The sequence below is a fragment of the Kitasatospora sp. NPDC050463 genome (assembly GCF_040655255.1).
Classification (GTDB): domain Bacteria; phylum Actinomycetota; class Actinomycetes; order Streptomycetales; family Streptomycetaceae; genus Kitasatospora.
The window spans coordinates 25744-50134 of record NZ_JBFAJO010000012.1 but is presented as its reverse complement, the minus strand read 5'-3'; the positions used below and the strand labels follow the sequence as shown (position 1 = coordinate 50134).

The window sequence follows — 24391 nt, the reverse complement described above, 5'->3', positions numbered from 1 at the left end:
CACGCGCCGGGGACCCCGGCGAACGCCGACGGGCCCCGGCCCTCCCGCGAAGGGAGGGCCGGGGCCCGTCGGCTGCCGGCCTCAGGCCTGCGAGCTCAGCGCCACCGTGTAGCGCTCCAGCTCGGCGGCCAGCTCGGCCGGCACCTTGGCGTGCAGCAGGGTGCCCTCGGCGGTGTGCTCGGTGGAGAGCAGCTCGCCCTCGGCGTGCACCCGGGAGACCAGGCCGCCCTGGGTGTACGGGACCAGCACCTGCACCTCGATCGCCGGGCGCGGCAGCTCGTCGTCGATGAGCTTCAGCAGCTCCTCGATGCCCTGACCGCTGCGGGCCGACACCACGATGGCGTGCGGCTCGCGGCGCAGCAGGCGCTGCAGCACGAGCGGGTCGGCGGCGTCGGCCTTGTTGATCACCACGATCTCCGGCACGTTCTGTGCGTCGACCGAGACGATCACCTCGCGGACGGCGGCCAGCTGCGTCTCCGGCTCGGGGTGCGAACCGTCCACCACGTGCAGGATGAGGTCCGCGTCGGCGACCTCCTCCATGGTCGAGCGGAACGCCTCGACCAGGTGGTGCGGCAGGTGCCGGACGAAGCCGACGGTGTCGGCCAGGGTGTAGAGCCGGCCACTCGGGGTCTGCGCCCGGCGTACCGTCGGGTCGAGGGTGGCGAACAGCGAGTTCTCCACCAGCACGCCCGCGCCGGTGAGCCGGTTGAGCAGCGAGGACTTGCCGGCGTTGGTGTAACCGGCGATGGCCACGGACGGCACCTGGTGACGCTTGCGCTCCTGGCGCTTGGTGTCGCGGCCCTTCTTCATGTCGGCGATCTCCCGGCGGAGCTTCGCCATCTTCTCGCGGATCCGGCGCCGGTCGGTCTCGATCTTCGTCTCACCGGGACCACGGGTGGCCATGCCACCGCCGGACGAACCGGAGCCGCCGCCACCCATCTGCCGGGAGAGCGACTGACCCCAGCCTCGCAGCCGCGGCAGCATGTACTGCATCTGCGCGAGCGAGACCTGCGCCTTTCCCTCCCGGGACTTGGCGTGCTGGGCGAAGATGTCCAGGATCAGGGCCGTCCGGTCGACGACCTTGACCTTGACCACGTCCTCCAGGTGGATCAGCTGGCCCGGGGTGAGCTCACCGTCGCAGACCACGGTGTCGGCGCCGGTCACCGCGACGATGTCGCGGAGCTCCTTCGCCTTGCCGGAGCCGATGTAGGTGGCCGCGTCGGGCTTGTCCCGGCGCTGGATGACACCGTCCAGCACCTCGGAACCGGCGGTCTCGGCGAGCGCGGCGAGCTCGGCCAGCGAGTTCTCCGCCTCCTCGACGGTGCCGTCGGTCCAGACACCGACGAGCACCACGCGCTCCAGACGGAGCTGGCGGTACTCGACCTCGGTGACGTCCTGGAGTTCGGTGGAGAGTCCGGCGACACGACGCAGGGCGGCTCGCTCGCTGCGGTCGTACTGGTCGCCGTCGTAGTGGTGGTCGAGGTCCTCGTCGATGGCCGCGAGGTCCTCGTCCATGAGGGCTTCCGCCCGCAGACCGTCGAAGCGGCGCGGGGCGTCGGCGTGGTCGCGGGTGTCGGACGTGGAGGTCATTCTGTCCTTTGGCTGCAGGAGTGGGACGGCCTGTGGGCGCGACCGCGCGGAACGGTCACACCCGGAGTCTGCCCAGCTGCCGCCCCGTCTACCGCTCGGGCGAAATGTGAGCTACCCCTGGCCGCGGAGCCCACTGGGGACTCTTCTGTTCAGTGTCCAGTGAACGCCGCGGACCGGCCGTGAATTCCCCATGATGGTCGCACGCCGGGCGCGGACGGGTCATCCCCATTTCCCGCGCCGGGCCCGGGAGCGGGCGCGGCGGTGCCCGGCCCCGGAGCGGGTGCCCCGCCGCGCTCCGCGTCCGCCGCCGGGCCGGCCGGCACGGCCGGGGTGCGGGCGCCGCCGCCCGCCGGGGCGTGCGGCCGGCTCACGTCGTACACCCCGGAGACCCGCAGCATCGCCCGCAGCACGGCGGACAGCACGCCCGGCTCGGGCAGTTCGACGGTGTAGGTGTGCCGGACCCGCAGCTCCTGCGGCGGCTCCACCTCCGCCGAGACGATCCCGACGCCCTCCCCCGAGATCGCCGCGGTGAGGTCCGCCAGCAGCCGGGGCCGGTTGAGCGCCTCGGCCCGCAGGGTGGCCCGGTAGCCGGACGGCGGCGCGCCGCCGGGCAGCCAGTGGATCTCGGGCGTGCCGCGCCCGTCCGCCCGCATCCGCTCCCCCGCCGGACAGCCGGTGCGGTGCACGGCGACCGCGCCGCCGCGGATCGCGAAGCCGCTGACCTCGTCCGGCGGCACCGGGGTGCAGCAGCGGGCCAGCCGGACCGGCGCCCCGGGCCGGCCGACCACCGCGACCGGGGCGGCGCCGCGCTCGGCGGCCCGGTGCGCGGGCGGCGCCGGCTGGCCGACCGAGGGCCCGGTGCGGACCACCGGGACGCGCGGCGGGTGGTCCGCCAGCCACCGTTCGATGGCCAGCCGGGCGGCCGGTGTACGGGCGTGCGCCAGCCACTCGGGCGCCGGGCCGGACGGCCGGGCGGCCGGATCGCCCTGCTCGGTGAGGATGGCCACCCGGTCGCCGTCCTGGAGGACGGTGGAGAGCGCGGTGAGCCGGCCGTTGACCCGGGCGCCGATACATCGGTGGCCGGTCTCCTCGCCGAGCAGGTAGGCCGCGTCGACGCAGCTGGCACCCGCTCGCAGCTGAAGCGTCTCGCCTCCCTCGGTGACGACGGTGATCTCGCGGTCCCCGGCGAGGTCGGCGGTCAGCGCGGACCAGAAGGCGTCGGGATCGGGTGTCTCCTGCTGCCACTCCAGCAGCCGGCTGAGCCAGCCGGGCCGGGCCGGGTCGGTGCGGTCCAGCTCGTCCGCGCCCTGGTCGCCGCCGGGCTGGCGGGGATCGCCCAGCGCCACCACCCCGGTCTCGGCGACCTCGTGCATCCGCCGGGTGCGGACCAGCACCTCGACCACCTCGCCGCCCTCCAGCGCCACCGCGGTGTGCAGCGACTGGTAGAGGTTGAACTTGGGGGCGGCCACGAAGTCCTTGAACTCGCCGGGCAGCGGGGTCCAGCAGGTGTGCAGCTCGCCGAGCACGGCGTAGCAGTCCGCGTTCTCCTCGACCACCACCAGCAGCCGGCCGAAGTCGGCGGGCTGGGGCCCCTGCGGCCGCCCGTCCGGGCCCGCGGCGGCGTCCCGCTTGAGCAGGACCCGGTGCAGCGAGACGCAGTGCCGCGGTCGGACGCTGACCTCGGCGGCCACTCCGGCCTCGGCGAGCTGGCGGGCCAGCGCCCGGGCGAACGGTGCGAGCAGCGCGTCCGGGTGGTCCTCGCGGCCGGCCAGCTGGGCCCTCGTCCGGGCGTACTCCTCCGGGTGCAGGGTGGCGAAGACGATGTCCTCCAGCTCGGCCTTGAGCACCTGGATGCCCAGCCGCTCGGCCAGCGGGATCAGCACGTCGCGGGTGACCTTGGCGATCCGGATCCGGCTGGCCGGCTTCATGTGCCGGATGGTGCGCATGTTGTGCAGCCGGTCGGCGAGCTTGATGACCATCACCCGGACGTCGTCCCCGGTGGCGACCAGCATCTTGCGGAAGGTCTCCGCCTCGGCCGCCGCGCCGAAGTCGACCTTCTCCAGCTTCGTCACCCCGTCGACCAGGTAGGCGACTTCGGGCCCGAAGCCGGCGCTCACCTGCTCCAGCGTCAACTCGGTGTCCTCCACGGTGTCGTGAAGGAGCGAGGCGACCAACGTGGTCGTCCCCGCGCCGAGTTGGGCCAGGATCATGGTGACGGCCAGCGGGTGGGTGATGTACGGCTCGCCGCTCTTGCGCTTCTGCCCGCGGTGGCTGGCCTCGGCGAGCCGGTAGGCCCGGCCGAGCAGGCCGAGGTCGGCCTGCGGATGGTGGCGGCGGTGGGCCTGCACCAGTGGTTCGAGCGCGTCGGGCACCGGCGTGCGGCCGGTGGCCAGCACCGCGGCGCGGCCGGCCCGGCCGAGGGCGGCCCGGCCGAGGCCTCCCAGGGGGCGCTTTGGCCCGGCCTGCCGTGCGGACGTCGGCTGCCCCGCCAGGGGCTGCCCGGCTTCGATGGTCATCGGCACCTCCGGCAGCGGTCACCGGGAGCATTGGCCGACCCGGTGGTCCATGCTACCGAGCAGAGCACGTTCCGCGACGCCCTGCTCCCCGTCCGTCATCGGGATCACCCGAACGGGGGGATTCGCAGCCGTACGAAATGGGCAAACCGGCCGCGCCTGTTATCGGTCGGCGGCGGCGAGCCACTGCGGGTCGAGCTCCCCGCGGGCCACGATGACCGCCGGACCGGTCTTCTCCACCCGTCCGTCCGGGTACTCGGTGATCATCAGCCGGCCTCCCAGCACGTCCACGGTGTAGGTGACGGCCTCGCCGGTGACGGCCGGGTCGACGCCGTCCCGGCGGGCGGCGGCCACCGCGACGGCGCAGGCGCCGGTGCCGCAGGAGCGGGTCTCGCCGGAGCCGCGCTCGTGCACCCGCATCGCGACGTGCCGCGGCCCGCGGTCCACCACGAACTCGACGTTGACGCCCTCCGGGTAGACGCCCGCGGGGCTGGTGAGCGGCGCGCTCAGCAGGTCGCCGGCCTGGTCGAGGCCGTCCACGAAGGCGACCGCGTGCGGGTTGCCCATGTTCACGTTGCGGGCCGGCCAGCGCCGCTCGCCGACCGCCACCTCGATCCCGTCCGGACCGGGCAGCATCGCGCGGCCCATGTCCACGGTCACCAGGCCGGGCGTGCCGTCCTCGGCGTCCTCGGCCACCCGCACCCGCCGCACCCCGGCCCGCGTGGCCACCGCGAGCTCACCGCGCTCGGCGAGCCCGGCCTCGACCAGGTAACGGGCGAAGACCCGCACGCCGTTGCCGCACATCTCGCCGATCGAGCCGTCGGAGTTGCGGTAGTCCATGAACCACTCGGCCCGGTCGGCCTGGTCGGCCGCGACCGGGTCGGCGGCCGAGCGCACCACGCGCAGCAGCCCGTCCCCGCCGATGCCGGCCCGGCGGTCGCAGAGCGCGGCGACGGCCTCGGGGCCGATCGTCAGCAGGCCGTCCGGGTCGGGCACGATGACGAAGTCGTTCTGGGTGCCGTGCCCCTTCAGGAAGGGCAGGCCGACGGGGGTCGTCACGGAGGATTCGCTCACCCTGCCGATCATACTGAGCGGGCCCGCACCGCCGCGCCGCGGACCAGCCGGCGGACCGCGCTCCCCCGCAGGGCGGCCGGGCGGCGGCCGCCGGGCGATCAGCGCAGGTGGACGACCCGCCAGAGCGCGAGCGCGCAGGCGGCCAGTGCGACCAGGGTGTAGATCACGATCGCCTTCCACCCGGCCCGCCGGCCCGAACCGCGGCGCGGCAGGCCCGGCCACTTGTAACCGGCGTGCCGGGCGGCCATCGCGCCCCAGCCGACCGAGGCCGCGGTGAGCAGCAGGCCGAGCATGCCGACCATCGCGGAGCCGGCCCCGGCCGAACCGAAGGCGAGCGGGAAGGCGAACATCAGCGAGCCGGCGGTGGCCAGCAGCGCGATCGGCAGGGTCTGCCACCAACGGAGCCGGCGGCGCGGTCGGATCTCCCGCTCGTGCACCGCACCGGCCGGGGCGCTGGTGTCCAGGCCCGGCAGCGCGAGCGCGTAGGAGGTGGGGCCGTCGAGGCCGGGCAGCACGGGCAGGTCCGCCAGGGCCGAGGCGTCGGGGCCGTCGGCCTGGGCGGTGGCCCCGCCACTCATCGGTCTGGCGCTCTGGCCGGTTTCGGGGCCGGTACCCGTCGACACGCGGCCTCCCCTGACAGTTCGACACGAGTGCGACTCGCGGCCGGGCACGGTCGACCCGCCCGGGCCGACCCTTATGGCATCGATGATGGCATGTTCAGGGAGGCGTTCCGGGCCTGACCGGGGCCATCGGGTGATCCGTGGCCATCACGTGATCGGGCCGTAACCGTCGGTTCTTCCTGCACGCCCACCTGCGCGCGCAGGTGCACCGCCGAAATGGCCGGATACCGTCTACGCCCGGCTCGATCACTGACGGCCGATCAGCTCCAGCGAGCGGGAGAGGAGCTCGGCGGGGTCGGCGCCGACCGGCCGCGAGAGCCAGTGGATCCGGTCGTCGCGACGGAACCAGGACTCCTGACGGCGGGCGAACCGCTTGGTCGCCCGGACGGTCTCGGCGCGGGCCTCCTCCTCGGTGCACTCACCGGCGAAGTGGTCCAGCACCTGCTGGTAGCCGAGCGCGCGGGAGGCCGTCCGGCCCTCGCGCAGGCCGAGCTTCTCCAGCTCCCGCACCTCGTCCAGGAGGCCGGCCCGCCACATCCGGTCGACCCGCAGGGTGATCCGCTCGTCCAGCTCGGGCCGGGGCACCGCGACACCGATCTGGACCGCGTCGTAGACGGCGGTGTTGCTCGGCAGGTTGGCGGTGAACGGCCGGCCGGTGATCTCGATGACCTCCAGCGCCCGGACGATCCGCCGGCCGTTGCCGGTCAGGATCGCCTCGGCGGCGGCCGGGTCCAGCTCCGCCAGCCGCCGGTGCAGCGCGTACGGGCCGGCCTCGGCCAGCTCGGCCTCCAGCCGGGCCCGGACCGCCGGGTCGGTGCCGGGGAACTCCATCTCGTCGATCGCCGCCCGGACGTACAGCCCGGAGCCCCCGACCAGGACCGGGGTGCGGCCGGCCACGAGCAGCCGGTCGATCTCGGCCCGGGCGAGCCGCTGGTACTCGGCCACGCTGGCGGCCTCGGTGACGTCCCAGACGTCCAGCAGGTGGTGCGGGATGCCCTCGCGCTCCGGCACGGTGAGCTTGGCGGTGCCGATGTCCATGCCCCGGTAGAGCTGCATCGAGTCGGTGTTGATCACTTCGCCGCCCAGGCTGCGGGCGATGGCGACGGCGAGGTCGGACTTGCCGGCGGCGGTGGCACCCACCACCGAGACGACACGGGGCGGGACGGCGTGGGGCGGGGCGGTACGGGAGCTGCTCACCGGACCAGTCTCGCAAAACCGTCGCCGCGCCGGTGACCTCCCCGCCCGGCTGGTCCCGCCGGGCGACGATATGAGCGATTCCGGACGTTTGCGCCGGACCGCGAACGGTTCGGCCACGACGGACGTTGAGCAGGAGACAGAGAGGAACGGTGAGACCACCATGGGTCTGATGGACAACCTCAAGGGCAAGGCCGGGGAGCTCAAGGAGAAGGCGAGCGAACTGGCCGGCAAGCACAGCGAGCAGATCGAGCACGTGGTGGACAAGGCCGGCGGCGCGATCGACAAGGCGACCAAGGGCAAGTACAGCGAGAAGATCGAGCACGGCGCCAGCAAGGCCAAGGGAGCGGTGGACGACTTCGCCCACAAGCCCGGCGACCACGGCGCGGGCGGCACCCCCGGCCAGGGCCCGACCGTCTGATCCCGGCCCCGTCCCGCAGACCCGGCCCCGGGCGGACCGCGGCACCGAGCGAGCGACCGCGGCCCCCGGCGGTCCGGTCGCGGCCCCGGGCGTCAGCTCCAGGACGCGACGACGTACCCGACCCCGTACGGCGCGTCCCGGTAGCCCAGCCGCGCGGTGAGGCCGGCGCCCTCGGCGGCGCCGGCCAGCACCTGCCAGGGAGCCCGGCCCTCGGCCAGCAGTTCGGCGGCCAGCCCCCGGTCCACGGCGGCCAGCGCCGCCACGTCCGCCGAGCCCAGCGCGTCCGCGATCACCGCGTCGAAGCCCTCGGCCCGCTCGTCCAGGTAGCCCGGCGCCTTCAGCGAGCGGCAGGCGCTGCCGTCGCCCATCACCAGCAGCCCCACCCGGTCGGCCAGCCCGGCCAGACCCTGGCCCAGCCCGAGCATCCGGTCGACGGGCGCGTCGGCGGGCACCGCGCAGGCGTGCGTCGGCAGGGTCGCCCCGGCCCGCTCCAGGAGCCAGGCGCCGACGGTCAGCGAGGGGGAGAGTTCCGGCCCCTCGACCCGGCCGGACGGCAGCTTGGCCACCAGCGGCACCCCGTACCGGTGGAACGAACCCGCCCCGCCCTCGGTCCACACCTCGGGCTCGGGCCCGGTGCCGACCACCACGACCAGCTCCGGCCCGGTCGCGAGCAGCGCGGCGAGCGCCTCGTCACAGGCCGCGCGCAGCGGCTCCAGCTCGGCGGCGGCGCCGGCGGCGACCTCCGGGACGAGCAGCGGCGGACAGGGGCAGACGGCGGCGGCAACCAGCATGTGGATCACTCTAACCAAGAAGGAAAGCGGTTCGGCGGCCGACGAGAGCGGCCCGGCGGGATCCGAGATCCCACCGGGCCGCCGAACGGTCGACGGTCAGTCGCCGCAGCAGCCGCCCGACGCGGGGGCGGCCGACGGTGCCGGCGCACCGATGGTGGGCAGGCCGAGCATCACGCCGGCCGGCTTGGCCGCCGTGGCCGCCTGGCGCTTCTCCCAGGCGTCGCCGGCCCGGGTACGGCGCACCGCGAGGGTCGGGCCCTCGGCCAGCAGGTGGTGCGGGGCGGCGTAGGTGATCTCGACGGTCACCATGTCGCCCGGGCGCACCGGCTCGGTGGGCCGGCTGCCGTGCTCGTCGTTCTCCCCTCGCAGGCTCGGGTTGAAGTGCACCAGCCGGTTGTCGGGGGCGCGGCCGGAGAGCCGGTCGGTCCTGCCGTCCTTCTTGCCCTCGCCCTCGGCGACCAGGATCTCCAGCGTGCGGCCGACCTGCTTCTTGTTCTCCTCCCAGGAGATCTCCTCCTGGAGCGCGATCAGCCGGTCGTAGCGGGCCTGCACGACGGCCTTCGGCACCTGGTCCGCCATCTCGGCCGCCGGGGTACCGGGGCGCTTGGAGTACTGGAAGGTGAAGGCGTTGGTGAAACGGGCCTCGCGCACGGTGTGCATGGTCTGCTCGAAGTCCTCCTCGGTCTCGCCGGGGAAGCCCACGATGATGTCGGTGGAGATGGCCGCGTCCGGCATCGCCTCGCGCACCTTGCGGATGATGCCGAGGAAACGCTCCTGCCGGTACGAGCGGCGCATCGCCTTGAGCACGGTGTCCGAGCCGGACTGCAGCGGCATGTGCAGCTGGTGCATCACGTTCGGGGTCTCGGCCATCGCGGCGATCACGTCGTCGGTGAAGTCGCGCGGGTGCGGGGAGGTGAAGCGGATCCGCTCCAGGCCCTCGATCTGACCGGCGGCGCGCAGCAGCTTGGAGAAGGCCTCGCGGTCGCCCAGGTCGGAGCCGTAGGCGTTGACGTTCTGGCCCAGCAGGGTGACCTCGATGACGCCCTCGCCGACCAGCGCCTCGATCTCGGCGAGGATGTCGCCCGGACGGCGGTCCTCCTCCTTGCCGCGCAGTGCGGGCACGATGCAGAAGGTGCAGGTGTTGTTGCAGCCGACCGAGATGGCCACCCACGCGGCGTACGCGGACTCGCGGCGGGTGGGCAGCGTGGAGGGGAAGGTCTCCAGCGATTCCAGGATCTCGACCTGGGCCTTGCGCTCGACCGCGGCCCGCTCCAGGAGCGCGGGCAGGTGCCCGATGTTGTGGGTGCCGAACACCACGTCGACCCAGGGGGCCTTGCGGACGATGGTGTCGCGGTCCTTCTGGGCCAGGCAGCCGCCGACGGCGATCTGCATGCCCCGGTGGCGGCTCTTCACCGGCGCCAGCTGCCCGAGGTTGCCGTACAGCTTGTTGTCGGCGTTCTCGCGCACCGCGCAGGTGTTGAACACGACCAGGTCCGGGTCGCCGTCCTGCCCAGCCTTCACGTACCCGGCGTCCTCCAGCAGCCCCGACAGGCGCTCGGAGTCGTGGACGTTCATCTGGCAGCCGTACGTGACGACCTTGTAGCTCTTCAATCCGCTCTCACCGCTCACCCGACCAGGGTACGGGCACCCGCGAAGGGCTTTTCCCCGGACCGTCCGCCCGTCCGCCCCCTCGCCCGACCCCTCGGCCGACCCCGGCCGCCCCCCTCGCCGACCGTCCACCCCTCCCGTTCGCCGCGCGAGCCTGGCACTATCCCTGCATGGCTCCCTCCCCCGCGGCCCGACCCGGCACCGCCCTCCGCGCGGCCACCCGCAGCCCGCTGTGGCGGACGCTGCTGGCCCTGGTGCTGGTGCTGGCCGGGTTCGGCGGCTGGTGGGTCTCGGCGGGCCGCTCACCCGGCTACCCGCGCGGCGAGACCGGTTTCGCCACCGGGGTGCAGCGCGGGGTGTACGACCGGTACGGGCAGCTGCTGGAGACCCACGTCGCCAGGGCGATGCCGGGGGTGCGCCTGCGACTGGACAACTCACAGGGCTCGATCGACAACCTGGCCCGGGTCACCAGCGGCCAGGACGACTTCGCGATCGCGACCGCCGACGCCGTCGCCCAGTACTCCGGCCCCGGCAAGGACCGGTTGCGGGCCATCGCCCGGCTCTACGACGACTACCTCCAGCTGATCGTCCCGGCCTCCTCCCCGGTGCGCCGGACCGCCGACCTCAAGGGCAAGCGGGTCGGCGTCGGGCAGTCGCTGTCCGGGGTCAACCTGGTGACCAGGCGGCTGCTCTCCTCGGCCGGCCTAGACCCGGACCACGACATCACGCCGGTCATGCTGGGCGTCGGCGACGCGGCCGACCAGCTGCGGGCCGGCAAGCTGGACGCCTTCTTCTGGTCCGGCGGGCTGCCGACCAACGCGCTGACCGACCTGTCGGACCACGTCGCGATCAGGATCGTGCCGCTCGGCGACCTCGCCGAAGCCGTGCACAAGGTCGAGGGCGGCGGCACCGACGCCTACCGGGCCGCCACCATGCCGAAGGGCACCTACCCCGACGCCGAGCCCAAGGACGCCGTGGCCACCGTGGCCGTGCCCAACCTGCTGATCACCCGGGAGGACGTCGACACCGACCTGGTCCAGGGCATGACCCGGGCGGTGATAGACAGCCGCGACCAGATCGGCTCCCAGGTGCACGCCGCCCAGCTGGTGGACCTGCGCACCGCCGTCTACACCGACCCGCTCGCGCTGCACGAGGGCGCGATGCGCTACTACCGCTCGGTGAAGCCGTGACGCGGTAGCTCCCGACACCGCGGAGCCGAGACGCGGTGGCTCCGGACACCGCAGGGCCGTGACGCCGTCGAGCCGTGACGGCCGCAGGGCCGCGAGACGCCGGCCTCAGAGCCCCTTCCCCGCCCGCGGCACCGCCAGCGTCACCGCGAGACCGGTCGGCCGCACCGGGGCGAAGGTGAGCGAGCCGCCGGCCGCCAGCAACAGGGTGCGGGCGATCGAGAGCCCGAGGCCCGAGCCGTCCACGTTCTGGTGGCGCGCACTGCGCCAGAACCGGTCGCCGGCCCGCGCCAGCTCCTCCTCGGTGAGGCCTGGCCCGGCGTCCGAGACGGTCACCGCGACCTCCTCGCGCCGCACCGCGACCAGCAGCCGCACCCGGCTGCCGGCCGGGCCGAACTTGAGCGCGTTGTCGAGCACCGCGTCCAGCGCGCTGCCGAAGCCGATCGGGTCGGCCATGCCGAGCGCGAGCGCCGGGCCCTCCCAGCCGAGCTCGATCCCGCGCTGCTGGGCCACCGGGCGCCAGGCGTCCGCCCGGGCCAGGGTGAGCGCCGCCAGGTCGGTCGGCTCGGGCTCGGGACGGGCGTGCTCGGCGGTGGCCAGCCCGAGCAGGTCGTCCAGCACCCGGGCGAGCCGCACGCCCTCCTCCCGGACCCGGCCGAGCTCCTCGTCGTGCCCCTCGGGCAGCTCCAGGCCCAGGACCTCGACCCGCAGCAGCAGCGCCGCCAGCGGGTTGCGCAGCTGGTGGGAGGCGTCCGCGACGAAGGCCTTCTGCTGGTCCAGGGCGAGCACCACGTGGTCGGCCATCTCGTTGAACGAGCGGGCCAGGCGTTGCAGCTCGGGTGGCCCGCCGCCGGGCGCCACCCGGGCGTTCATCCGGCCGGTGGCGATGTCGTGGGTGGCCCGGTCCAGGGTCCGCACCGGGCGCAGCACCCACTCCGTGAGCCGGGCGGCCAGCAGCACCGCGACGATCATCGCGGCCGCCTCGCCGGCCCCGATCACCAGCCAGCGGTGCAGGACCCGGGTGCGCATCCCACCGGTCGGGGACTCGCTGAGCACCACCGCGACCACGTCACCGTCCCGGACCACCGGGGTCGCGATGGTCAGGGTCCGGTCGGGGGTCCACGGCCAGACCTGCGGCGGGTTGTGGCTGCGCCGCCCGTCCAGCGCCTCCTGGAAGGCCTGCTCGCCCCAGCCGCCCGCGGGTACCCGCCAGTTCTCCGGAGCGGTGGCGATCGGCAGGCCGTCGCGCTGGAAGATGCCGAGCCGCACGCCGTAGAGGTCGTGGTAGCGCGCCACCTCGGCGTCCAGCGCGTGCCGGCGGCTGAGGTCGCCGGGGGCGGGCTGCGGGTCGCCCTTGACGGCGGACTCCAGCCCGGAGACGCCGGAGGTGGGCAGGTCCTGGGCGAACCGGGCGGCGTCGTCGAGCCGGTCGACGACCACCCGGCTCTGCTCGGCGGCCGCGACCGCCGCGGCGAGCGGCAGCCCGAGCGCGGCCAGTACACAGAGCATCAGGGCAAGCAGGATGCCGAGCAGGCGGGTGCGCACGTGCGGTCAGTGCTCCGCGCGGGCCTGAGGGGCTTCCGCGGCGGCCGGGGCGGCCGGGGCGGCCGGGCAGTCGGGGATCAGCCGGTAGCCGACGCCCCGGACGGCCTCGACCAGCCCGGGCAGGGCGAGCTTGGTGCGCAGCGAGCCGATGTGCACCTCCAGGGTGCGGCCGTTGCCCTCCCAGCCGCTGCGCCAGACCTCGCTGAAGATCTGCTCGCGGCGGTAGACCACGCCGGGGCTCTGCGCGAGCAGCGCCAGCAGATCGAACTCCTTGCGGGTGAGCGGGACGTCCCGGCCGTCCACGCTGACCCGGCGGCGCTCGCGGTCGATCTGGATGCCGCGGGACTCCAGCGGCCCGCGCTGCTGCGGTACGACGTCGGGCGCGGGTGCCGCCGCTGCGGCGGGCGCCGCGCCGCGCCGGGCCACGGCGTGGATCCGGGCGAGCAGCTCGCCCATGTCGTAGGGCTTGGTGACGTAGTCGTCGGCGCCGAGGTTGAGGCCGTGGATCCGGGAGCGGATGTCGGCGCGCGCCGTCACCATGATCACGGGCACGCCGCTGCCGGCCCGGATCCGGCTGCAGACCTCGAAGCCGTCGCGGTCGGGCAGGCCGAGGTCGAGCAGGACCACCCGGTACGGGTCGTTGCCGTCCGGCACCAGCGCGTCCAGCGCCTCGTGGCCGCTGCGGGCGTGCCGGACCTGGAAGCCGTGCCGGCCCAGGACCGCGACCAGCGCGGCGGCCACACGTTCGTCGTCCTCGACGAGCAGCAGTCGCATCGTTCCTCCTCCCCCCGACGTTCCCCGGGGTGTCGCGTGATGTTCACGGGCCCCACCGGGCAGGTCCCGGTCCTGCGCAGTATGGGCCAGCGGAGCGCCGGACGCCAGGGTCGGCCACGCCCCGGGACCGCCGGGGACGGCGCGCGGCGGGTCGGCTGCCCGCTGTCACGGTGCCCCCGATTTCCCGGTGTGAACGGTGCTTGCCCGGCGTGTGGCCGGATCGTGATCCTCAAGTTCCGCTCAGATCGGCTGACGTGACATCGTCATGGCTCCTATGGTCACCCCACCGGGGGCCGAGGCTCCGCCGGCCGAGGCCCCCGGTTCCCACCATCACTGCTGCCCAGGGGAGTTCGAATCCCGGGCTGACACGAGGAGCAGGCGCGATGACCGAGAGCCTGATCAAGGACTCCAGCGCCGCGACCGCTCCGCTGGTGGTGCTGAGCGGAGTGAACAAGCACTTCGGCGCTCTGCACGTCCTCCAGGACATCGATCTGGAGATCGCCGAGGGCGAGGTGGTGGTGCTGATCGGCCCCTCCGGCTCGGGTAAGTCCACGCTCTGCCGGACGATCAACCGGCTGGAGACCGTCGACTCCGGCACGATCACCATCGACGGCCGCCCGCTGCCCGCCGAGGGCCGGGAACTGGCCAGGCTCCGGGCCGAGGTCGGCATGGTGTTCCAGAGCTTCAACCTCTTCGCGCACAAGACCGTGCTGGAGAACGTGGTGCTCGGCCAGGTCAAGGTGCGCGGCATCGCCCGCGAGCAGGCCGTGCGGACCGCCAAGGAACTGCTGGAGCGGGTGGGGGTCGGCGCGCAGGCGGCGAAGTTCCCGGCCCAGCTCTCCGGCGGCCAGCAGCAGCGCGTCGCGATCGCCCGGGCACTGGCGATGAACCCCAAGGTGATGCTCTTCGACGAGCCCACCTCGGCGCTCGACCCGGAGATGATCAACGAGGTGCTGGAGGTCATGCGACAGCTGGCCGCCGACGGCATGACGATGGTCGTCGTCACCCACGAGATGGGCTTCGCCCGCTCCGCGGCCAACCGCGTGCTGTTCATGGCGGACGGCCGGATCGTCGAACAGAACACCCCCGAGGCCTTCTTCACCGCGCCGCGCAGCGACCGCGCGAAGGACTTCCTCTCGAAGATCCTGCACCACTGAGTTTTCCGGGCCGGACCACCGGTCGGCGACGGCGATCGCGCCGCCGCCGATCCCGTCCGCCCGGCCACCTTCCTGCCGCCAGAGCCCGGTTGAACCGTGGCCCAGCCCCGAGGAGAAGCACCCTCATGAGGACTCGTCGCACCTTCGCCGTCGCGCTCTGTGCCATCGCGCTCACCGCCACCGCCGCCTGCGGCAAGGACGGCACGCCCGGCGATGCCGCCGCCGCCGGCGGCAGCAGCGCCCCCAAGCTGCCCACCTACACCGTCAAGACCGACGCGAAGGTGGACTCCGCGATCTTCGCCGAGGCCAAGAAGCGCGGTCAGCTGATCATCGGCGCCAAGTCCGACCAGCCGTTCCTCGGTTTCGAGGACCTCGCCAGCGGCGACCGCAGCGGCTTCGACATCGAGATCGCCAAGATGATCGCCGCGGACCTCGGCTTCACCCCGCAGCAGATCAAGTGGCAGACCCTGGTCTCCTCGCAGCGCGAGCCCGCGATCTCCAAGGGCCAGATCGACTTCTACGTCGGCACCTACAGCATCAACGACGAGCGCAAGAAGACGGTCTCCTTCGCCGGCCCGTACTTCATCGCCGGCCAGGACTTCCTGGTGAAGTCGGACAACACCTCGATCACCGGCCCGGAGTCGGTGAACGGCAAGAACATCTGCACCGCCACCGGCTCCACCTCGATCAAGAACATCCAGCAGTACTCGCCGAAGATCACCCAGTTCGACACCTACTCGGCCTGCGTCGAGAAGCTGATGTCCGGCGAGGTCGACGCGGTCACCACCGACGACGCCATCCTCAAGGGCTACGCCTCCAAGTACGCAGGCAAGCTCAAGGTGGTCGGCAAGCCGTTCACCAAGGAGAACTACGGCGTCGGCCTGAACAAGGACGACGCCGCGCTGCGGGGCGCCATCAGCGACGCCCTCAAGGCCCACCAGGACAACGGCGACTGGAAGAAGGCGTACGACGCCACCCTCGGCCTCTCCGGCGCCCCGGCCCCGCAGCCGCCGGCCCTGGAGCGGTACTGATCTCCCGGCCGAACCGCTGCTGACCAACTCTGACCAACTCTGAGAGGAGGGCCGCCGGATGGGTTTCCTGTTCGAGGACGGCAACTTCGCGCTGTTCCGCGACGGCTTCCTGCAGACGATCGAGCTGAGCGCGCTCAGCGCACTGCTCGCCCTGCTGCTGGGCACCCTGCTGGCGGCCTTCCGGGTCTCCCCCATACCGGCGCTGCGCGGCTTCGGCACCGCCTGGGTGACGATCTTCCGCAACACCCCGCTGACCGTGCTGTTCTTCGCCGTGACGTTCGGGCTCCCGCCGCTCGGCGTGCACTTCAGCCACCTCACCTTCGCGGTGCTGGCGCTCGGCAGCTACACCGCGTCGTTCGTCTGCGAGGTGCTGCGCTCGGGCATCAACACCGTGCCGCTCGGCCAGGCCGAGGCCGCCCGCAGCATCGGCATGACCTTCGGTCAGACCCTCACCACGATCATCCTGCCGCAGGCGGCCAGGACGGTGCTGGCACCGATGAGCAGCGTCTTCATCGCCCTGCCGAGGAACTCGGCGATCGCCGGCGCGTTCAGCGTCAGCGAGCTGTACAGCGTCCAGCAGGGCTTCTCCGAGGACGGCTACTCGATCTTCGCGATCTTCTTCTGGGTGGCCTGCGCCTACCTGACGATCAGCGCCGTCGTCGCCCTGCTGTTCCGCTTCCTGGAAGACCGACTGGCGGTGGCCCGATGAGAGAGCGAAGCGAACGAATCATGGAAAGGCGCGCGTTGGCGAACGCCTTCGCCGAGCGAAGCGAGGTGGGCGCATGAGCTCCCTCTTCACCCGCGCCTCCACGGCCGGCGTCCTCTACGACGCCCCCGGCCCGCGCGCCCGCGCACGGTACCGGCTGTTCGGCCTGCTGTCGCTGCTCGCGATCGCCGGCCTGCTCTGGTACGCCGTCGCCAGCCTGGCCTCCAACGGCCAGTTCGACGCCGAGCTCTGGGACGCCTTCCAGTACACCAACATCCAGCAGCGGATCGTCGACGGCCTGCTGGCCACCCTGGAGGCCTTCGGGCTGGCCGCGGTCTTCTCGCTGGGCCTGGGCGCGCTGCTGGCGGCCGGGCAGCTCTCCGACCACAAGCCGGTGCGCTGGGCGGCCGTCTCCTTCGTCCAGTTCTTCCGGGCGATGCCGCTGCTCATCCTGATCGTCGCGCTCTACTACGCCTTCTTCGCCAAGAACCCGATGTGGGCCCTGGTGCTCGGGCTCACCCTCTACAACGGGTCCGTGCAGGCGGAGATCATCCGCAGCGGCGTCAACGCGGTGCCGCGCGGTCAGGGTGAGGCCGCGTTCGCGCTCGGCCTGCGCAAGACCCAGGTGATGACGACCATCCTGGTGCCGCAGGCGGTCCGCTCGATGCTGCCCTCGATGATCGGCCAGCTGGTCGTCACCCTGAAGGACACCTCGCTCGGCTTCATCATCACCTACCACGAGCTGCTGTTCGTCGGTAAGGCGATCGCCAGTCAGCCGATCAACGCCGCGGGCTTCCCCTACATCCCGGTGGTCCTGGTGATCGGGCCCATCTACATCCTGATGTGCCTCCTGCTCACCGCGCTCGCCCGGTGGATCGAGGCACGCGGCCGCCGTGGCGCGAACCGGCGCACATCAGCTGCTGCTTGACGGACACGCAGGCGAACTGTTGCATTGCTCTTCGTGACACCATCCGGGACCATCCTCGCGGCATATGACGCCCCCTCGTCGGCCTGCCCGGCCCCGGAGGTCTGCGGCTCCACCCGGCCGGCCGGCCGCTGCCCGGAGGGTCCGGCATGGACCCGGTGATCGTGGTCGGGGCCGGACCGGTCGGTCTGGCCCTGGCCCTCGCCCTCGCCCGGCACGAGGTGCCGACCGTCGTCCTGGACGAGGGTTCCGGGCTCTGCCCCGAGGGTCCGCGCAGCGTCGTGCTCGGCGCCGACACCGCCGCCTTCCTGACCCGGATCGGCTACCCCCGGGCCGTCTCGGACGCCGCCCAGTGGGACGCCTTCACCATCTGGCGCCGCCGCCAGGAGGTGCTGCGGATCGACCTGACCGGGACCCTCGCCCTGCACCTGCCCCAGCACCGCCTCCAGCGCGGCCTGCGCGACGCCCTGACCGGCACCCCGCTGGTGCGGCTCGTACCGCTCAGCCGCGTCACCGAACTCGCCCAGGACCGCGACGGCGTCAGCGTCCGCACCCGCAACCCGCAGGACGGCACCGAGACCTGGTGGCGCGGCAGCCACCTGGTCGGCTGCGACGGCGCCCGCTCCGCCGTCCGGAAGCTGCTGAAGATCCGCTTCCCCGGCCGGCCGGCCGTCGACCGCAACGCCATCGCCACCGTCCGGGTCGACCTGCCCTTCACCGAGGCCCGGCTGCACCGCGAGCCCCCGTGGCGCGGCGACCGCGAGGCCTCCGCCCGCCCGCTGCCGGACGGCGTCTGGCGCCTCGACTGGCGACTGCCCCCCGGCCGGCCCGCCCCCACCGAGCCGGTCGATCCGCACGCCACCTGGCCCGGCATCGTCACCGGCGACACCCTGCTCACCCGGGTCACCGCGACCCTCACCGGCTGGTGCGGCGAACTCCCCCGGTACGAGCTGCTCGCCGCCGCGGACCACACCGCCCAGCAGCGCCTGGCCGCCCGCTTCCGCAGCGGCCGCTGCTTCCTCGCCGGCGACGCCGCCCACCTGCACGGCGCCCTCGGCATGCAGAACCTCGCCGACGGCCTGCGCGACGCCGACAACCTCGCCTGGCGGCTCGCCCTCGCCTGGCACCTCCACACCGGCGGCCCCCAGCCCGGCGGCTCGCTGCTCGACGGCTACGAGGCCGAGCGGCGCGGCGCGGTCGGCGCCCGGCTGCGCGCCGTCGACCAGGCCATGCCACTGCTGCGCCCGCTGCGCGGGTGGCAGGCCACCCGGCGCTCGCTGCTCTCCGGCTCGTTCCGCAAGCACGCACCGCTGCTCGCCGACGGCCAGCTCGGCACCGGCCGCTTCGGCGGGGCCCCCGCCTACCCGGCGGCGCCCAGCGGCGTCCCCGGGCGGGTCCCGGTGCAGCGCGGCCAGCGCGGCGCGACCTCGCTCAGCGAACTGCTGCCCGCCACCTCGCCCGGCGTGCTCGTCCCGGACCTGCCGGTGCTCACCACCGACGGCACGCCGGACCAGCTGCACGCCCGGCTCGGCGCCACCTTCCTGCTGCTGCTGGTCGCCCCCGGAACCGCGGTCTGGTCCGCCGAGCACTGGCTCGGCGCGGGCCTGATGCCCCGGCTGGCCGAGGTCGCCGGGGCCCTGCCGGTGCCGGCCGAGGTGCTGGTCACCGAGGAGTACCCGGGAGCCGGACCGCACACCGTGCTGCTGATCCGGCCCGACGGCCACCTGGTCGGAGTCACCCAGGGCGCCGCGGCCGAGGACCTCCAGGCGCTGGCCGACCGGGCCCGGGGCGGGCCGCCGCCGCTGGCCGGCACCGCCGAACCCGACCGGGCGGACGGCACCGCGCCCGATCCCGGGCCGGGATCGGGCGCGGTGCCCGGACCGGTCTCCGGCGCGGCGCCGCACCCGGCGGACTCGCCTAGCGGGCCACCTCGGTGACCCGGCTCTCCCGCACCACCGTGACCCGGATCTGGCCCGGGTAGGTCAGCTCCTCCGCCACCTGCTTGGCGACCTCGCGGGCGATCACCTGCGCACCGAGGTCGTCCACCACCTCCGGCCGCACCATCACCCGCACCTCGCGGCCGGCCTGCATCGCGTACACCTTGGCCACCCCGTCGTGGGCCCGGGCGATCTCCTCCAGCCGCTCCAGGCGGCGGACGTAGACCTCCAGCGACTCCTTGCGCGCCCCCGGACGGCCGCCCGAGCAGGCGTCGGCGGCCTGGATCAGCACCGCCTCGACCGTCCTCGGCTCCACCTCGCCGTGGTGCGCCGCGATCGCGTGCACCACGTCCGCCGACTCGCCGTGCCGGCGGGCGAAGTCCGCCCCGATCGCCGCATGGCTGCCCTCGACCTCGTGCGTCATCGCCTTGCCGATGTCGTGCAGCAGGGCCGAACGACGCACCGGCTCCGGGTCCACCCCGAGCTCGGCGGCCATCATCCCGGCCAGGTGCGCCGACTCCACCAGGTGACCGAGGACGTTCTGCCCGTACGAGGCGCGGTAGCGCAAGGTGCCCAGGGTGCGCACCAGCTCCGGATGCATCCCGCCGAGCCTGGCCGACAGCAGCGCGTCCTCACCCGCCCGGAAGCAGCGCCGCTCGACCTCGTCGCGGCTGCGCTCGTGGACGTCCTCGATCCGCATCGGGTGGATCCGGCCGTCCTCGACCAGTTGCTCCAGGGTGAGCCGGGCGGTCTCCCGACGGACGGGGTCGAAGCAGGACAGCTGCACCGAGGCCGGGGTGTCGTCGATGATCAGATTGACACCGGTGACCGCCTCGAAGGTGCGGATGTTACGGCCCTCCCGGCCGATGATCCGCCCTTTCATCTCCTCGTTCGGCAGCCGGAAGACCGACACCGCCGTCTCGGCGGTCTGCTCGCTCGCCAGCCGCTGGATCGCCCCGGCGACGATCTCCCGGGCCCGCTGCTCGCCCTCCTCCTTGGCCGCCCGCTCGATCTCGCGGACGGCGACGGCCGACTCGCGCCGTGCCTCGGCCGCGGCCTCCCGGACGAGTTGGGCGCGGGCCTCGGCGGCCGAGAGCCCGGCGGCCCGCTCCAGCTCCGCCGCCCGCCGCCGCACCAGCTCGTCGGCCTCGGCCCGGGACCGCTCCAAGGCGGTCGACCGGTCGTCGAGTTCACCCTCCCGGAGGCGGAGCCGGCGCAGCTCCTCGGTCAGACGTTCCTCGCGCCGGTCGAGTTCGGCCCGCATCCGCGCGGCTTGCTCCTCGGCCCGGCGCCGGATCCGCTCGGTCTCGGCGGTGGCCCGTCGCTGCGCGGTCCGCAGGCGGCCGACCATCAGCCAGGCCGCCGCCAGGACGGCGACCAGTACCACCGCCGCCAGCAGGGGGACGACCGGTCCGGCGCTCAGCGCGATCCTCATCCTGCCCACTCCCCGTCCTGCGCGGTACGCCGCCCGGGACCAACCGCGACCGGGCCCGGGCATGCCTGCCCGAGGCGTGGCCGGGGAGTGATCGACGCGCTCCCGCACTGAGTGCGAGGCTAAGTGCAGGTTACGAAACGGTCAAGACTGGCCTGGGAGTTGACCGACTCCCACACAGGAGGGCCGTCATTCCCACCCGGAAGCGGATCCTCCGTCCACGTCCTCTCCATCCGCCCCGGCGTCGGCCGCCTCCGCGTCCAGGGCCTCCCGGACCACCCGGAAGGCCAGACCCTCGGAGTAGCCGCGCCGGGCCAGCACGCCGACCAGCCGGCGCATCCGGGCCTGCCGCTCCAGCCCGCCGGTCGCCCGCAGCTTGCGCTCGACCAGGGCCCGGGCCGCCTCGGTCTCGTCGTCGTGGTCCAGTTGCGCGACGGCCCGCTCGACCAGCTCGCCGGCCACCCCCTTGGTCCGCAACTCCTGGGCCAATGCCCGCCGGGAGAGACCGCGAACGGCGTGCCGGGACTCCACCCAGGCCTGAGCGAAGGCCGCGTCGTCGATCAGCCCGACCTCCTCCAGTCGGGTCAGCACCCCTTCGGCGACCTCGTCGGGGATCTCCCGCCTGCGCAGGGCGTCGGCCAGCTGCTTGCGGGTCTTGGCGGCGCCGGTGAGCAACCGCAGGCAGATGTCCCGCGCCAGGGCCTGCGGGTCGGCCGGCTCCGCCGCCTTCGCCCCCCGGGCCGCACGGGCTTCCTCGCGCCCTTCGCCCTCGGTGCGCTCCCGCGCGCGTGCCCGGGTACGACGGGTGCTCGCGCCCCGCCCGGCGCGCCGGCCGCCCTCGGCCGCGTCGGGCTCCCCGTACGGGTCGGCGATGGAGGCGGGGGCGGCCACACCCCCGTGACCGGCCGCCCCTGCCCCGCCCCGGAGGTCGGGGGTCGCCTCCTCCACCAGCGCCGAACGGCGTCGGCGCCGACCTGTGGGCAGCTCGGACGCGGACACCAGCCCGAGCCCGCCGTCCAGGGCCTCCGGACCGCTCGCGCCGCCGGGGCCGCCTCGACCGCCGACCCGGCCCGGCTCCGGCTTCGACCTCGGCTTCGGCTCCGGCTCCGCCACCGCGGCGAACCAGTCCGGCGGGCCGTGGTCGTCGTCATCCGGGCCGCCGGCCCCCGCCCTGCTGTGCTGCGTCATCGGCTCAGGCCTTGGCGGCCGCCGTCGTCTTCTTCGCCGCGGCCGTCTTGGCGGCGGTCGCGGTGATCGGCTTGACGCCGCCCTCGGCAGCGGCCGCAGGCGCCTCGCCCTCGGCCGGCTCCTCCGTCTTCGGGCCGATGCCGAGCTTGCTCTTGATCTTCCGCTCGATCTCGTCGGCGAGCTGCGGGTTGTCCCGCAGGAAGTTGCGGGCGTTCTCCTTGCCCTGGCCGAGCTGGTCGCCCTCGTAGGTGTACCAGGCGCCCGACTTGCGGATGAAGCCGTGCTCGACACCCATGTCGATCAGGCCGCCCTCACGGCTGATGCCCACGCCGTAGAGGATGTCGAACTCGGCCTGCTTGAACGGCGCGGCCACCTTGTTCTTGACGACCTTCACCCGGGTGCGGTTGCCGACCGCCTCGGTGCCGTCCTTCAGGGTCTCGATCCGGCGGATGTCGAGCCGGACGGAGGCGTAGAACTTCAGCGCGCGGCCACCGGTCGTGGTCTCCGGCGAGCCGAACATGACGCCGATCTTCTCGCGGAGCTGGTTGATGAACACCGCGGTGGTGTTCGACTGGTTCAGCGCACCGGCGATCTTGCGCAGCGCCTGGCTCATCAGACGGGCCTGCAGACCGACGTGCGAGTCGCCCATCTCGCCCTCGATCTCCGCGCGCGGGACGAGCGCCGCGACGGAGTCGATGATGATCAGGTCGACCGCGCCGGAGCGGATCAGCATGTCGGTGATCTCCAGCGCTTGCTCACCGGTGTCCGGCTGGCTGACCAGCAGGGCATCGGTGTCCACGCCGAGCTTCTTCGCGTACTCGGGGTCGAGCGCGTGCTCCGCGTCGACGAACGCGACCGTGCCGCCGGCCCGCTGCGCGTTGGCCGCCAGGTGCAGGGTCAGCGTGGTCTTGCCCGAGGACTCGGGGCCGTAGATCTCGACCACCCGGCCACGCGGGATGCCGCCGACGCCGAGGGCGACGTCCAGGGCGGTGGAACCGGTGGGGATCACCTCGATCGGCTCGTTGGCCTTCTCGCCCAGGCGCATCACCGAGCCCTTGCCGAACTGCCGCTCGATCTGGGCGAGTGCGTTCTCAAGGGCCTTCTCGCGGTCCGTACCTGCCATGACTTCCACCCTCGGGTTCTGTGCTGTGCGCTTCATCGTCCTCGACGCTAGCGCGTCCCACTGACAATCGGCCCGGGCCGGGCTCGGCCTGTGGAGAACTCTTGGCCGGAGAGTACAAAGAACATCTGTTCGATTCAAGCTCCGGCCGTTCGCACGGCCCGGCGGACACCGGTCGGCCGACCCACGGCGGCGCCCCGCCGGCCGGCCTCGCCCCGCCGAACTACTCCTTGTCGCCCCCGCCGTCCCCGCCCCGCCCGCCGCCGTGCCCGCCGTCGCGCCCCTCGCCGCGACCTGCCGCGTCGTCCCGCCCCGTGGCGCCGTCCTGACCCGGCCCCGCACCGCCGACCATCCGCCGCAGCCGGCGCACCGCCTTCCGGCGCAGCTCCCGCCGGGCCCGCCGCTGGGCGCCCCGGTCGATCCGCGGATCGGTGGCCACCTCGTACCGGCGCACGTAGGTGCCGACGAAGCCCTGCAGGGTGGCGGCCGCCGGGATGGCGATCAGCGCGCCCACCGCGCCGAGCAGCGCCGCGCCCGCGATCACCGAGCCGAAGGCCACCGCCGGGTGCACGTCCACCGTCTTCGCGGTGATCCGCGGGTGCAGCAGGTAGTTCTCGATCTGCTGGTAGACGACCACGAACGCCAGCACCCAGAGCGCGTCCACCGGCTCCACGGTGAGCGCGACCAGTACCGGCAGCGCGCCGGCCAGGTACGTCCCGATCGTGGGCACGAACTGCGACATGACGCCCACCCAGACCGCCAGCGCCGCCGCGTACGGCAGGTCCAGCAGCGCGAACATCACCCAGTGGGCGAGCGCCGAGGCGACGGCGAGCAGCGCCCGCGAGTAGAGGTAGCCGCCGGTCTTGGCCAGCGCGATCTCCCAGGCCCGCAGGACCTCGGCCTGCTTGGCGGGCGGCAGCACCGAGCAGACGGTTCGGCGCACCCGGGGGCCGTCCGCCGTGAAGTAGAAGGTGAAGAGGCCGACCGTGAACGCCTGGAAGAGCCCGCCGATCAGGGTCGAGGAGACGCCCCACACGTTGTCGGCCGCCTGCTGGGCGTAGTTCTCGATCGCCCCGGAGTCCTTGAGCAGCTTCTTCTGCAGCTCGTCCAGCGAGAGGTCCTGATGGAAGGTCCGGTTGATCCAGTTGATCAGATTGTCGAGCAGGTGCGGCAGGTCCCCCGCGATCTTCGCCACCTGGTCGACCAGCAGGGTGCCGAGCGCCGTCAGGAAGCCGACCACCGCGACCACCACCGCGACGAAGACCAGGAAGGTGCCGACGCCCCGGCGCACCCCGCGGGCCGCCATCCGGTCGACGGCCGGCTCCAGCGCGAGCGAGAGGAAGAACGAGACCAGCAGCATCACGAAGAGGTCGATCAGCTGGTGGAAGGCCCAGTCGGCGAGCTGGAACAGCCCGACCATGACGAGCGCCAGCACCATGGCCCGGGGCAGCCAGCGCGGCATGCCCGCTCCCCGGAGCCCGTCGGCCGGGGCGGGGTCGCGGGCGAGGACCTGGTCGGATCCGCTCCGGTGTTCGGGCGGCGAGCCCGCGGCCTCGTCGGCGGCCTGCGCCGACCTGT

The 24391-nt window shown here is 73.7% G+C and carries 20 protein-coding genes; 7 read left to right on the top strand and 13 right to left on the bottom strand.

Translation table 11 applies throughout. The features are described 5' to 3' along the window. Window positions 1-81 precede the first annotated feature (81 nt). The 5 genes from hflX to miaA all read right to left on the bottom strand — a co-directional run bounded on the left by hflX (window position 82) and on the right by miaA (window position 6994). Complete coding sequence (gene hflX, locus AB0J08_RS10280; protein ID WP_360630017.1) at window positions 82-1590, bottom strand: GTPase HflX; 1509 nt, start codon at window positions 1588-1590, stop codon at window positions 82-84. A gap of 149 nt (window positions 1591-1739) precedes the next feature. After that, a complete protein-coding gene (locus AB0J08_RS10275; protein WP_360630014.1) occupies window positions 1740-4106 on the bottom strand; it encodes an HD domain-containing protein in 2367 nt (788 codons plus the stop codon). 159 nt (window positions 4107-4265) lie between these two features. Further along, a complete protein-coding gene (dapF, locus tag AB0J08_RS10270; protein WP_360630011.1) occupies window positions 4266-5177 on the bottom strand; it encodes a diaminopimelate epimerase in 912 nt (303 codons plus the stop codon). A 98-nt stretch (window positions 5178-5275) separates the two neighbouring features. After that, a complete protein-coding gene (locus AB0J08_RS10265; protein ID WP_360630008.1) occupies window positions 5276-5800 on the bottom strand; it encodes a hypothetical protein in 525 nt (174 codons plus the stop codon). 243 nt (window positions 5801-6043) lie between these two features. Next, window positions 6044-6994, bottom strand: a complete 951-nt coding sequence (gene miaA / locus AB0J08_RS10260; protein ID WP_360630005.1) for a tRNA (adenosine(37)-N6)-dimethylallyltransferase MiaA — start codon at window positions 6992-6994, stop codon at window positions 6044-6046. A gap of 169 nt (window positions 6995-7163) precedes the next feature. On the opposite strand from miaA, the gene AB0J08_RS10255 reads away from it, so the two are divergent. Continuing rightward, entirely contained in the window at window positions 7164-7412 is a 249-nt protein-coding gene (locus tag AB0J08_RS10255; protein ID WP_360630002.1) for an antitoxin, read from the top strand. Window positions 7413-7504: 92 nt separating this feature from the next. Here AB0J08_RS10255 and AB0J08_RS10250 read toward each other — a convergent pair whose 3' ends face one another. Next, a complete protein-coding gene (locus AB0J08_RS10250) occupies window positions 7505-8203 on the bottom strand; it encodes a class III extradiol dioxygenase subunit B-like domain-containing protein (RefSeq protein ID WP_360629999.1) in 699 nt (232 codons plus the stop codon). A gap of 96 nt (window positions 8204-8299) precedes the next feature. After that, entirely contained in the window at window positions 8300-9832 is a 1533-nt protein-coding gene (gene miaB, locus AB0J08_RS10245; RefSeq protein WP_360629996.1) for a tRNA (N6-isopentenyl adenosine(37)-C2)-methylthiotransferase MiaB, read from the bottom strand. A 149-nt stretch (window positions 9833-9981) separates the two neighbouring features. Here miaB and AB0J08_RS10240 point away from each other — a divergent pair, with 149 nt between their 5' ends. After that, window positions 9982-11001 carry a TAXI family TRAP transporter solute-binding subunit gene (locus AB0J08_RS10240; RefSeq protein ID WP_360629993.1) on the top strand — a complete coding sequence of 340 codons (1020 nt, stop codon included), beginning with the start codon at window positions 9982-9984 and terminating at the stop codon, window positions 10999-11001. A gap of 105 nt (window positions 11002-11106) precedes the next feature. Here the strand turns inward: AB0J08_RS10240 and AB0J08_RS10235 are convergent, their stop codons facing one another. Next, on the bottom strand, window positions 11107-12543 hold the full coding sequence (locus AB0J08_RS10235) for a HAMP domain-containing sensor histidine kinase (RefSeq protein WP_360629990.1): 1437 nt from the start codon (window positions 12541-12543) through the stop codon (window positions 11107-11109). 6 nt (window positions 12544-12549) lie between these two features. Further along, on the bottom strand, window positions 12550-13317 hold the full coding sequence (locus AB0J08_RS10230) for a response regulator transcription factor (RefSeq protein ID WP_360629987.1): 768 nt from the start codon (window positions 13315-13317) through the stop codon (window positions 12550-12552). A gap of 383 nt (window positions 13318-13700) precedes the next feature. On the opposite strand from AB0J08_RS10230, the gene AB0J08_RS10225 reads away from it, so the two are divergent. From AB0J08_RS10225 to AB0J08_RS10205, 5 genes are all read left to right on the top strand, one after another. After that, on the top strand, window positions 13701-14474 hold the full coding sequence (locus AB0J08_RS10225) for an amino acid ABC transporter ATP-binding protein (RefSeq protein ID WP_360629984.1): 774 nt from the start codon (window positions 13701-13703) through the stop codon (window positions 14472-14474). Between the two features lie 125 nt (window positions 14475-14599). Further along, window positions 14600-15505, top strand: a complete 906-nt coding sequence (locus AB0J08_RS10220; RefSeq protein WP_360629981.1) for a glutamate ABC transporter substrate-binding protein — start codon at window positions 14600-14602, stop codon at window positions 15503-15505. Window positions 15506-15563: 58 nt separating this feature from the next. Beyond that, window positions 15564-16214: an amino acid ABC transporter permease gene (locus AB0J08_RS10215; protein WP_360629978.1), complete on the top strand. Its 651-nt coding sequence runs from the start codon at window positions 15564-15566 to the stop codon at window positions 16212-16214. 73 nt (window positions 16215-16287) lie between these two features. Next, a complete protein-coding gene (locus tag AB0J08_RS10210) occupies window positions 16288-17139 on the top strand; it encodes an amino acid ABC transporter permease (RefSeq protein ID WP_360629975.1) in 852 nt (283 codons plus the stop codon). A 146-nt stretch (window positions 17140-17285) separates the two neighbouring features. Beyond that, the gene (locus AB0J08_RS10205; RefSeq protein ID WP_360629972.1) at window positions 17286-19073 is read left to right on the top strand and encodes an FAD-dependent monooxygenase; all 1788 of its coding nucleotides are present in this window, start codon (window positions 17286-17288) and stop codon (window positions 19071-19073) included. Here the strand turns inward: AB0J08_RS10205 and rny are convergent. From rny to AB0J08_RS10185, 4 genes are all read right to left on the bottom strand, one after another. Next, complete coding sequence (rny, locus tag AB0J08_RS10200) at window positions 19054-20508, bottom strand: ribonuclease Y (protein ID WP_360629968.1); 1455 nt, start codon at window positions 20506-20508, stop codon at window positions 19054-19056. The two genes, AB0J08_RS10205 and rny, sit on opposite strands and share 20 nt — an antisense overlap. Before the next feature lie 186 nt (window positions 20509-20694). Further along, window positions 20695-21693 carry a regulatory protein RecX gene (locus AB0J08_RS10195; RefSeq protein ID WP_360629965.1) on the bottom strand — a complete coding sequence of 333 codons (999 nt, stop codon included), beginning with the start codon at window positions 21691-21693 and terminating at the stop codon, window positions 20695-20697. Window positions 21694-21697: 4 nt separating this feature from the next. Beyond that, a complete protein-coding gene (recA, locus tag AB0J08_RS10190; RefSeq protein WP_360629962.1) occupies window positions 21698-22816 on the bottom strand; it encodes a recombinase RecA in 1119 nt (372 codons plus the stop codon). 220 nt (window positions 22817-23036) lie between these two features. Beyond that, window positions 23037-24275, bottom strand: a complete 1239-nt coding sequence (locus AB0J08_RS10185; RefSeq protein WP_360630212.1) for an AI-2E family transporter — start codon at window positions 24273-24275, stop codon at window positions 23037-23039. Window positions 24276-24391: the final 116 nt, after the last annotated feature.